Annotated in this window: 2 protein-coding genes; one reads left to right on the top strand and one right to left on the bottom strand. The window is 62.2% G+C overall.

The annotated features are described in order from the left end of the window. Window position 1: 1 nt before the first annotated feature. Window positions 2-1,162: an alpha/beta hydrolase gene (locus AC2T9U_RS01810; protein WP_493696451.1), complete on the top strand. Its 1,161-nt coding sequence runs from the start codon at window positions 2-4 to the stop codon at window positions 1,160-1,162. Between the two features lie 33 nt (window positions 1,163-1,195). Here the strand turns inward: AC2T9U_RS01810 and AC2T9U_RS01805 are convergent, their stop codons facing one another. After that, window positions 1,196-12,523, bottom strand: a complete 11,328-nt coding sequence (locus AC2T9U_RS01805) for a non-ribosomal peptide synthetase (protein WP_493696450.1) — start codon at window positions 12,521-12,523, stop codon at window positions 1,196-1,198. Between the last annotated feature and the right edge of the window lie 23 nt (window positions 12,524-12,546).

Below are 12,546 nucleotides of genomic sequence, written 5' to 3'. Positions count from 1 at the left end.
TATGACTGTCAAAGCAGTTTCATCACCACAAAAAAAACACCACAACCCCACCCCCAAACCCGGCCTACACGACGTCCCCCACCGTTCCCCCCAATGGCCCCTCTACCGACTCCTACCCGACGGCTCAGCCCTAGGCATCGTCACCGCCCCCCACGGCACCCACATCCTGTGGGAACACAAACAATCAACCCCTATCACCAACCCAGACCCCACCCTCGCCCAAGAACTAACCACAGCAGGACACGAAATACCCCCAGGCTTCGGAATCGCCCAAATACCAATCCCACCCCAAGCCTGCGTAACCTACAGACTCAGCAACAACGACGGCCCACCCAGCGCCGACCCACTCAACCACGACGCCACCGGCGAACTCGGGTCACTTCTCACCCACCCCACAGCTCCCCGCGACGGCGCCGCCGGCCTAGACCGATGGCCACCACGCAGCCCCCTACACATCTGCCCCCACCCCTCAGAGCGACTACGCCTAGACCGCAACGTACTAGGACGACGCTGCACACTACGCATATTCACCCCCGGCCAACTCACCACAACAACACCCGTCCTCTTCCTCCTGGACGGAGACCACTGGCTCCACCTACACGACGCCCCTAGCACCCTCAACACAGCCGTGGCCGACGGGCTCCTGCCGCCCCACGTTCTCGTCTTGATCCCCTCCCCGGCAGACCCGCAAGCACGCACCAACTTCCTCACCAGCCCTACCCTGGCTACCGCACTACCTGGACCAATCCTGACCATGTGCGACACCTGGCTATCCCAGCGCGGCTCCCAACGAACACACACAGTCATAGCTGGACAAAGCCTCGGCGCCCTCGCCGCAACCCGAGCCGCAGCAACAACCACCCAATTCAACGCACTCCTAGGACAATCCCCCGCGTTCTGGTGGACCGACACCAACCCCACCGACCCCCTGAACGCACCACCCGGAGGAGACACCGCACGCCACCTACCCGACCTACACAACATGCAGATTCGCTTCACCGTCGGTGAAGACGAAAAAGCAATGCATCAACACGTCAACGCAGTCACCAAAGCACTCACCGAAGCCAACATGGACGTGCACACCCGAACCGTCCCCGGCGGACACGATCACGCCTGCTGGCGCACCACCCTCATTGAAGAACTGGTGACCCTCTGGACATAACCCCCAGAGGGTCACCAGACCCACTCTGCTGTCTTACATCACCAGCTTCTGGGCCATCCTCTCCACGGTACGCAGCGCATACACATCACGCACCGCCAGCTCAGAAACACCCTCAGCACGAAGCAACGCCACAAGACGCACCGCCGCCATCGAATGCCCACCCAGCGAGAAGAAATCAACATCTGCTGGCACCTCATCCTCATCCAGGTCGAGCACCTCAGCCACGAGCTCAGCCACCAGACATTCCTGCTCACCGCGAGCAGGACGCCCCGTGCTACCCACCGGGCTACCCGAACCCAGCTGCGCTGTATCCACCTTGCCATTAGCAGTCAGCGGGAATTCCGGCACAACCGCATAACGGTCCGGCACCAACGCCTCTGGCAACACCGACCGCAACCCATCACGCACCGCACGCGCCACAACCTGCGAATCAGCCACCCGAGCAGCCAGATGACACACCAACGCACCATTGACCACTGTCGTGACACAGCCATACACCGCAGCCACATCAGAGGGCGCCTGCGCACCGCGATCCTGTTCAGCCAAAGCGAGCACAGCCGCAGAGACCTCACCCGGATCCACTCGATGACCTCGAATCTTCACTTGGTTGTCCGTACGCCCCAAGTACTCCATGAGCCCATCTGCAACACGACGCCGGACTCGGTCACCGGTGCGATACATACGCGACCCTGGCTCACCCCATGGGCATGCCACAAACGACTCAGCTGTACGTCCCGGCATGCCGTGATAACCACGAGCCAACCCAATTCCCGTCAGATACAGCTCACCAGGAACACCATCAGGAACAGGACGCAACCAACGGTCAAGCACCAACGCCACCGTATGATCCACCGGCGCACCAATCACTGGATCAGCGCATTCATCATCGCCCACCCCCAACGCGTTGATCGTGTACTCCGTAGGGCCATACAAGTTGTAGCCACGCACACCAGGCATCTGGCCCAAACGACGCCACAACCGCACAGACACAGCCTCACCACCGAGCAAGACGAGCGAAGGAGCATGCATCCCCTCGTCCAACAACCCTTCAGCAATCAGCTGCTCTGCCTGCCCCGGAGTCACATTGATGACATCGATGCCGTTCTGACGGGTGTACTCAACCAGACGCTGCGGATCACGTCGCAGATCCTCATCACACAAATGCACTTCGTGCCCATCAGCCAACCACAGCAGCTCTTCCCAGGACATGTCGAAAGCAAACGACAACGCGTGCGCAACCCGGAACCGACGATCACCTGCAGCATGAACAGCCGGAGCAAAAATCTTTCGCCGATGGTTGACCAACATCGAAGCAAGACCATCATGTGGCACAACCACACCCTTAGGACGCCCCGTCGAACCAGACGTGTAGATGACATAAGCGTCATCTACGGCAGTGGCGCGCGACACCAACTCAGCAGACATCTGCACCGATGCAAGAGAATCAACCTCTACCAGCGGCACATCTGGAACGATTCTGGCCATCCGAGAGCGTGACTCTCCCGTGACCAGCACCACCTCAGGATTCACATCACCAAGCACCGCCGCCAAGCGACCATCTGGATGAGACAGATCCACAGGAACGTACCTAGCACCCGTGCGCAGCACACCCATCAACGCTGCAACCACATGCGCTGACCGAGGCAACCCCAGCGCCACGGTGTCACCAGGACCAACTCCCCGCCGCCGCAGCTCTTGCGCCACGGCAAGACAACGCCCTTGGAACTGCGCAAACGTCCACCGGTGTTGCTCATCGACCAGAGCCACTGCATCGGGGTTGCGTTCAGCTGCTGCATCGAGGGCATCAACCACAGTGAAGTCCACCCGAGCGTTCTGGGCGGCCACCACGTCACCGTGATCTGGGCCAGCCTGCCATCCAGGCAAAGACGCCACGGGGCGTCGGCCACTCTCAGCTCCCAAAACAATGTCAGTCAATGACTGCAGCGCAGACACCGCCAGGTTCGCCGCTGTCTGCGCCGCACCAGCGGGAAGCAGTTCGGAGCGGTGCTCAAGCGTGAGCCTCAACCTCTCCCCCGGCGTATACACCCAGGTCAATGGGAAGTGGGTGGCATCCACGGAAGACTCCGCCGTGATCCCGTGCATACGTCGCGTTTCTTGCGCCGCCTTGGGGTCCAGGAAGTTCTGCACCACCACGAGCGAGTCGAACAGCACCTCCATGCCTAGGTCTCGCTGAACCTGACCAAGATCGACCCCATCGAAAGGCATCGACTCCAGCCGCTCAGCCTGAATTCGGGTTAGCAGATCCATTACCGTCTGCTGGGCTTGCAACTGCACCCGCGCCGGAACGGTGTTGAGCAACACACCCACGACCGAATCCACCCCGGGGTCCTCCACGAGGTTACGGCCAGAAACCGACAGGCCTACGACAACGTCGTCTTCACCAGTGAGAACCCGCAACGAGAGCGTGGTCGCAGCCACGATCAAAGCGGTCAGGGTCACCCCGGCGCGGGACGCCGCTGCGTTCAGCGCGTTAGTGCTCTGCTCATCCAGATCGATCACTACCGATTTCGGCAGCGTCGGTGTCGTGGCCAGCCGTCCATCACCGACAAGCGTTGGTCCATTCAGTCCTTCCAAACGGCTTCGCCAGTGGGCCAGCGCGGCTGCCTCATCGTGCGATGTGGCTTTGCGAGCAACCTCAGCGAAGCTTGGAAGCGCTGGCTCTGGTAGACAAATGTCCTGTTCAGGAGTGTTCTCACGCAGGCGGAGTCGCTGAAGGAAACTGTTCAGTAGCAGCGCCCTCGACCAACCGTCCATCAGGACAAGGTGGTAGGTGAACACCAGCAGGTCGCCTTCGTGCGGGGTACGGATGAGCAGGAACCTAGCCAAGGGCCATTCGCCCAGGTCAAATGGCAGTCGTCGCTGCGCGTCAAGCAGCGCATCGATCTGGTCAACACTGTTGACTTCGTGCACCGTCACCTCAGGACAGATGCGCTGGGTCGCTCCGGGAAGCCACTGCGTCGGTGTGCCGTCCTCGTCTAGGAGGAAGCGGGCACCAATGGCTGGGTGAATCGTGACTGTGTCAGCGAAGCTTTCGGCCACGATCTGCGGATCAAGACGCCGATCGAAGGCCAGCGTGGTTTGTGCCGTGTACGTACCTCCGGGGGCGACCTGAGCCTGGAACAACAGTCCTCGTTGCAGCGGAGTCAGTGCTGCTTGTTCGCCTTGTTGGGCAAGCGATTCTGCCAGGTCAGCGACGGCCTCTTGCCATGCTGGGATGAGGTCAGCCGGATCGACTCCTAGCTCGCTCCAGGCTGGTTCGGCCACACGGAACTCGGCTCGCAGTTCTTGGCTGCTCATCGCCCATATGTCTACCTCAAGCAGGTGCGGGGTTCGCGGCGGAGCGGCTGGGGTAGGCACGCAGAGCACTGCGTCGCTTTCGGCGCGGCCGAGATAGTTGACCAGTACCTGTGCTCCACCATTGCTGAGCATGCGTGCGCCGTGTGGGTGCAGGTAACGCAGCGCTGTATAGCTGGTTGCGGGGACGGTATCGCTCCCGCCTTCTACAGCGTGGATTACCCGCTGTGGGTCGCTCGATCCAGGTACGCGCACCGGCGCTAGGCAGGTGAACCATCCAACGGTACGTTCCAGGTCGATGTTGAGGCTGTCCCCGCCGTTACGCCCGTGTGTTTCCATCTCTACCAGCATCTCGGGCCGCTCGCCGATACAGCGGGACAGCGCTGCGACGACAGTGGCGGTGAGCCGAGCCGCGACCTGGGGGCCGGAGGTCGCTGTGAGCAAAGCTTTTGCTGCGCCTGCCTCTAGTCGGGTGGCTAGTAGACGCACCTGCTCACCTGGCCAGCTATCAGCTGCCACTAGCTGCGGTATGTGATGCATGCGTTGCCAGTGCGGTAGCCATTGGGTGATTTCGTCGGTATGGGTGCGGCGCAGCAGTTCCGTTGCGTGTTCACCGGCCGAAACAGCTTCAGGCGCAAGGGGCTTGTTTTCGAGAGCGCAGCGTAGGTCGTTCTCGATCACCAGCCAGGACATGCTGTCCACAACTGCGTGATGCACGGCCATTACTGCAACGCGTCCTCCCTTTACTACTGCGGCGGCAAGGAGCGTTCCGTTTTCGGGGTCGAGGGTTTCAAGCAGTGTGGGTAGTGCGTGTTCAGCGGTGTCTGCCTGTAGCACGGGGATTGTTGGCGTGGTGGCTGGTATTTCGATTCCTAGCGGCAGTTGGTGTGACAGGCCGCTGAGCCGGGCCCCGAGCAGCGGGTGTGCTGTGACCACGTGACCTAGCGCCTTACTCAGCTGTTCCGTGTTGACGGTTTCATCGAGTTCGATCGTTCTGGCCTGTGCGAAGTCGCTGGGCATACCCAGTGTTTGCTGGCGGTACAGCATGGGCAACGGCACCAATGGCCCATGCGTTGTTTTCGCGCGAGTCGCTGATGTCGCGGGGGTGGATTGCAGGCATAGGCGAGCGATTCCGGCAGGGGTGCGTCCGGTGAAAACCTCGCGCGGGCTCACTGCGATGCCTTCGCGACGCAGTCGGTGGCACAGTTTGAGCGCCAGGATCGAATCTCCACCGAGTTGGAAGTAGTCCGCGTTCGGTCCTACTGCTTGGGGGTCGAGGTCGAGCACCGCAGCTAGCGCTGCCGCGATCGCTGCTACCGCTGGTTCACTCTGTTGCCCAGCAGCAGGTGCGGTGTCTGCTTCTGCGCACATCTCGTGTTCGTTGGATGCCTCGAGCATTGCGAGCAGGGCTGTTTCATCGCGTTTGCCGTTGATAGTCAGCGGCAGCTGTTGTGCTGCGATGAGTAGGGAGGGAACGAGATAGGCCGGTAGCTTGCGCCGTGCGGTGCGTCGAGCTGTTGAAGCTGCCTCGGCCAGGTCGGTGCCTTCGCGGGGCACGACAACGGCGGCCAATTGGCGTCCTTCAGGCCGATCGAGGGCCAATACTGCAGCGTCGGCCACTCCGGGCGCGGTGAGCAGGACTGTTTCAACTTCACCGGGTTCAATACGGAAGCCTCGCACCTGTATTTGGCGGTCGGCGCGGCCGATGTACTCCAGCCCGCCGTCGGCCCGTACCCGCATAACGTCACCGGAGCAGTACATGCGGGTGCCGTCAGCGGCGAAGGGGTCGGCGACGAATCGTGCGGCGCTGAGCCCTGGTTGTCCGAAGTAGCCACGGGTGACTTGTGGACCGGCTACGTAGAGGATTCCGGTGCCCCCGGGGCGTACTGGGCGCAGCTGGCCGTCGAGAACATAGCCACGTAGCCCATCCAGTGGACGTCCTACTGGACTTGCGGTGGTGCGGGTTTGCTGGGCTGTTTGCAGCAGCGTGGTGGTGAGTTTGAGTGCCGTGACATGCACTGTGGTTTCAGTGATGCCGTACATGTTGATGATGCGGCAGTTGGGGTGCCGATGAGCGAATTCGGCGACGCGAGCTATTTCGAGTGCTTCTCCGCCGAAGATGAGGTGGCGTAGCGCTGGCAGGGTTGCTCCGGTGGAGTCCAGGGCGACGAATGCTGAGGGGGTCTGGTTAAGAACCGTCACTTTTTGTTCAGCGAGTACGCCAGCGAAGTCGTGGGGTGAGCGTGTCAGGGCGTAGTCGAGGAGAACGACGCAGGCCCCGTACCGCAATGGTGCCCACAGCTCCCAGACGGAGAAGTCGAAGGCGAACGAGTGGAACAGACACCACACGTCCTGGTTACTCATCTGGACGTGGTTGTCGGCTGTGTGCAGTAGCGCCAGCACGTTGGCGTGGGTGACTACCACTCCTTTGGGGCGGCCGGTGGAGCCGGAGGTGTACAGGATGTAGGCGGGATCGTGGGGAGATGGGGTGCGGGGGGAGAACTGTAGTTCTGTTGTGTTGTCTTGTTCCTGGGGATCGGGCATCACCATGACGGTGGTGCCTTCGGGGGCGATTATGTGGGCGCGCTCAGCGTGCTGAGGCCCGACGAGTAGCACTTCGGGCTGGCAGTTATCCAGGATGAGGTCGATCCGGTGGTCAGGTGACAGCGGGTCCAGAGGCACGTAGGTGCCGCCAGCAAGGACCACCGCCAAGATGCCGACTACTTGCTCTGGGGAACGGTCAAGCAGGAGAGCTACCCTGGCGGGCTGATCGCTGTGGGGTAGGGCTTGGCTGAGTGTGGCGGCAACGCTGCGAGCGCGGGCGTGCATCTGTGTGTATTCGATGCGCTCTGGTGTGCCTTTATCAGCGGTGACGGCGACGAGGGCTGGGCGTTGTGGGTGTGCTTCCACACTTGTCTGCCACAGCTGGGTCAGTGTTGCCGGTTCGTTGGTGCTCTGGGCGCCTGCGGCGGCGATGTGTGCGGTTACGTGTGCAACCGAATTCGATGAGCACAGTCCCTCGACGGCGGCGGCAAGCATCCGGGTGATGCGTTGTGCGCGGGAGTGGTTGATGGATGCGGGGTCGTAGAGAACCCGCATCAGGGGTTCTTCGGTGGGGGAAACCACTAGCGTCAGTGGGTAATGGGGGGCGCCGTCGTTGATGACTGCGCGGATTTCCACTTCTGCTCCGGGCACGTGTAGTTGTGCTGGGTCGGTGGGTAGGTCCATCACCACGAGGGTGTCGAAGAGGTCACCGACGGTGCCGCCCTGGGGGACGGTGTCTGCTAGTGGCACGTGCATGTGGGCGCGTACTTGATCTAGGTGTGTGCTTACACCGGTGAGCAGCGTGTGTGCTGGGTCGGTGGGGGCTGCCCCTGGAGCTAAGGATGGGACGGTGTTGATCACCATGCCGACCGCGTTTTCGAGGTCATCTACAGGGGCGTCGCGTCCGGAGACGGTGGATCCGAAGATGACGTCGCTGTGGCAGTCCAGGCCAGCGAGGTCGCGCAGTACTAAGCCCCATGCTGCGTGGGCCAGGACGGGTATTGACCATCCGTGGTTGCGGCAGTGTTCCAGCGCAGCGTCGATGTTGTCGGCGATGACAGGGATTTCTTCAATGTGTGTGGGGGTTGCTGCGCCTGGAGCGACTACTACGGGGGTGGCTCCTTGGAGTGCTGTTCGCCAGAGTTGTTGGTCGGCGTGGCGGTCGCGGGTATCCAGCCACCGTACAAAGCCTGGGATGCCGCGTTTTGGCCGGTATGCGGGTTCTGGTAGGTCGGGGTTGGTGTAGCACTCGATGAGGGTGCGCAGCATGAGGGGCACTGACCATCCGTCAGCCACGAGGTGGTGGACGGTTTGGATGAGCACGCAGTGTTCTGGTTCGAGGGTGACGAGCGTGCAGCGCATCAGCGGTGCGTGTGTTGGGTCGAATCCGGTGGTGCGGTCGGTGTGTGCCCGTTGGCGTAGCCGTTGTTGGGCTTCATGTGGTTCTACTGCGGTCAGATCGAGTTCGGCGAGGTGAAGCCGGTCGGCGGCGGCAGTGTCGATCACAGACACTGCTTCTCCGGAGGTGGTGGTGAATACGGCTGCGGATAGGGCTGGGTGGTGGCGTAGCAGCGCGCGTAGAGCGGTTTCGAGGCGGTGGGCGTCGATGGGGCCGTGGAGGTGGACTAGTTGTTGTTCAACGTAGGCGTCGGACTGTTCGCCTTCGAAGACGGAGTGGAAGTACATGCCGTTTTGCACTGGGGTCAGTGGCAGGATGTCGACCAGGGTGGGGCTGTCGAGGTGGTCTAGGTCTTCGAAGCTGATGGGTGCAGGTAGGCCGGGGGCGGAGGCAAAGTCTCCGGGCGAGCGTGATCCTCGGTGGGCTAGGCCTGCTAGTGCGGTGAGTGCTTCGGTCCATAGTTGTGCCAGTCGGGTGATGCTGGTGTCTTCGAGGACGTTGGCTCCCCAGGAGAAAGTGGCGCGGAGTACGCCGCCGTCGGGTTCTACGGTGGTGACGGCGTTGAGTTCTAGGGTGCGTGGCAGTGGTTGTTCTGGGTCGCGGCGCTCACCTAGCAGGTCGGTGCCTGGTAGAGGTTCGAACTCTGCGCCGTTGCTGGATCCCACGCGGCCTAGGTAGTTGAACAGGATTTGTGGTTCGTGGTCGAGGCCGGCCGCGGCGCCTGGGCGTTGGTCGAGTCGGCGTAGCGCACCGAATCCGATTCCGCCGTTGGGTACTTCGGCGAGCTGGTCTTTGACTGTTTTTAAGGCTCGTACAAGGGCGTCTTCATCGGCGTGCAGGGTGATTCCAGGGTCCAGGATTACGGGGAACATGCTGGTGAACCAGCCCAGGGTGTGGCTGAGGTCGGCTTCGCCGCCGGGGGTGGGGACGAAGCGTGATTCGCGGCCGTGTCCTTCGAGGTCTATGAGTGCTGCGGTTTGGTGGGTTCCGTTTTCTTCTCGCCAGGTTGCGAGTGCGAGTGCGAACGCGGTGAGGAGTACGGTGTTGACGCTGGTTCCGAAGGCGGCTGGTACTGCCAGGGTGATGGCTTCGGTGGTGGTGGCGTCGATGTGGCGGGTGAGGGTGCGTTCGTTTGCGACGGTGGGGGTGGGGCCGGTGGCGTTGGTCAGTGGTGCGTCTGGGGTTGCCAGTACCCGGCGGTAATAGTCGGCGTCGGTGTCGAAGTGTCCGGAGGCGACGGCTTCGGCGAGGCATTGGGTCCATCTGCGTAGGGATGTTCCCTCTGGCTGTACGGGGTGTGTTTTTCCTGGTGTTGGGGTGCCGTCGGGGTTGAGCTCTCCGGCGCGCCATGCCTGCATCGCTGCGGTGAGGTCATCGGTGAGGATTTGCCAGGAGATGCCGTCCATCACGAGGTGGTGGATCACTACTAGTAGTACGCCGGGGCGTAGGCGGGCGCGTACGAGCACTCCGGCTGCTGGGTCCAGGTCTGCGATGAGTTCGTCGGTGTCTGTGTTTTTGTCGCCGCCTGGTCCTCGTTCGTCTACGTAGACGGGTGTGGCATTTTCTGGGGCGGGGATGTCTAGGTGGAGGCCGTTGTGGTGGCTGACGCGGGCGTGGAGTGCTGGGTGTTGGTGGATGGCTGCGTTGAGGATGGCTTGGGCGGCCTGCAGGTTGAGGTCGTGGGGGGCGCGTAGGGGCACGGCTTGTACGAATCCGTCGATGGCTTGGGTTACTTCTCCAAACCATCGCAGTACGGGCAGGTCGTGCAGGGGGCCGTGGGGTTTGTCTTCTACGTCGATGGGGGTTGGGAGGTTTTCGACGGTGTCGGCTAGGGCGCGGGGGGTGCGTGCTTTGAAAATGTGTGCGACGCCTATTGGTAGGCCGGCAGAGCGTAGTGCTCCGGCTAGGCGGACGGCGATGAGGCTGTCGCCGCCGATGTCGAAGAAGTCGCAGTCGGGGCTGACGCGTTGTAGGTCAAGGACGTCGGCCATGGCTGCACATACCTGGGCCAGGCGTGGGTCGGTTATGTCTTCGGTTGTGGTGGTGTTGTTTTCCCATTGGGGTTCGGGGAGGGCGGAGCGGTCGACTTTGCCGTTGACTGTGATTGGCATGGTGTGGAGGATCACGACGGCTGCGGGGACCATGTATTCGGGCAGCTGGGAGCGGGACCAGTCTCGTAGTTGTTCTCCGGTGAGGCCGGAGTCAGCTGTGGTTACTGCGTATCCGATGAGTCGTCCGGATCGGGCGATGACGCAGACGGAGCGCACTTCAGGGTGCTCTGCCAGGCCGGCTTCGACGTCTTCGAGTTCTAGGCGCATGCCGCGGATTTTCACTTGGTTGTCTGCGCGGCCGACGAATTCGAGCGAGCCGTCATCGAGGCGTCGTACGAGGTCGCCGGTGCGGTACATGCGGGATCCGTCAGCGGCGAAGGGGTCAGCGACGAATCGTGAGGCGGTCAGTGAGGGGGCGCCGACGTAGCCTCGGCCGACGAGCATTCCGGCGGCGTAGAGTTCGCCGGGTTCACCGATGGGGGCTGGTCGTAGGTCGGGGCCGAGTACGTATAGCCGGGTGTTGGGGTTGGCGCTTCCGATGGAGTGCCCCATGCGGTCACCCTCTGCGCGGTAGACCACGTGTGAGACGCCGATGGTTGCTTCGGCGGGGCCGTAACCGTGGTAGAGCGGGATATCTAGGGCGCGGCGGAATCGGCGGTAAAGCGCTTGGGTGAGCAGTTCGCCGCCGCACCAGACGTGGCGTAGGTGGCGTAGGGCTCCGGTGGAGGTTTGGTCGGTGGTGTTGGTGTCTTCGGCGTCGAGGGTGAGGAGCATTTCGAGCATCGATGAGACCAGGTAGGCGAAGGTTACTCGTTCGGTGCCGATGAGGTTGAGCAGGTAGGAGGGGTCGCGTTCTCCCTCTGGGGCTGCTACGACTACGCGTGCTCCGGAGATCAGTGGCAGCAGGATTTCGTTGATGGAGATGTCGAAGGCCAGTGGTGCTTTGAAAAGGGATGCGTCATCGGTGCGGAAGCCGAGGATTTCGTCGCGTTGCCACAGGAGACGTTCGACGATAGCAGCGCGGCGGATCATGGCGCCTTTGGGACGGCCGGTGGAACCGGAGGTGAAGACGATATAGGCCAGGCTGGAGCCGTTGATTTCTTCTGGTAGTGGCTCTGGTTTGGCTTGGGGTAGGGGGTTGTTGAGATCGAGGGTGATTGTTGGTGTTTCTTCGCTGGTGGTGGGGTCTGCCACGAGCAGTAGTGAGACGGCTGCGTCGGTGATGACTGAGGCTCGTCGTGGTGCTGGCCATGCTGGGTCTACAGGCACGAAGGCGCCGCCGGCGAAGAGGACACCGAGGATCGCGACGACCATTTCGGCGCTACGTGGCAGTGAGATGCCGACGACGGTTTCGGCGCCTATGCCGTGGTGGCGCAGTTGTGCGGCTACCGCGTCTGCAGCTGTCACGAGTTGACGATAGGTGAGGCGGTGTTCGTCGCTGATGACGGCTTCGGCTTCGGGTGTCTGTTCGGCCCAGGAGCGGATGAGTTCGGTGATGTCTGGTCGGTGTCGGGGTTGATCGGTGTCGTTCCACATGGCCTCGAGTGCCACGCGTTGGGTGTCGCTTTGGGCGCGCAGGGAGAGCAGTGTGCGCTCTGGGCGGGCGATGATGTCGGTGAGCAGTGTGTGTAGGTCATGTTCGTCGACGCCTGGGGGGACGTGTACGCACACGGTGGCTTGGGCGGAGCCGGTTTGTGCTGGCTCTACTGTCACGGTGGTTGTTTCAAGGGTGGCGCTCACTCGTCCCGACGCCCACTCTGCTTGTTCTGCCATGGCTGCCGCCAGGTGAGGGAGTCGATCGTGGGCCGTGACCTGTATGTGGTGTTGGCCCAGCGCGTCATTCAGGGTGACGGTGAGGGGGGTGGCCCTCACATCGGTTCCTTCTGTGGCGGGTGTGTTTCCGTGTTGCACCCACCATGCTGCTGCCACTGCCAGGAGGGGTAGGCAGATTGAGGTAGCGCAGGTGCCATCGGGGTCCTTGCCCATTCGGTTGGCCATTGCGTGGACGTCCTGAGTGGGCAGGTGGATGAGGTGGGTGAGTTCTTGAGTCATCGGCGGGTCCTCACAGCGGGTGG

The organism is Dermatophilus sp. B7861-1, from assembly GCF_058996045.1.
This window is presented reverse-complemented; position numbering and strand designations above follow the sequence as displayed.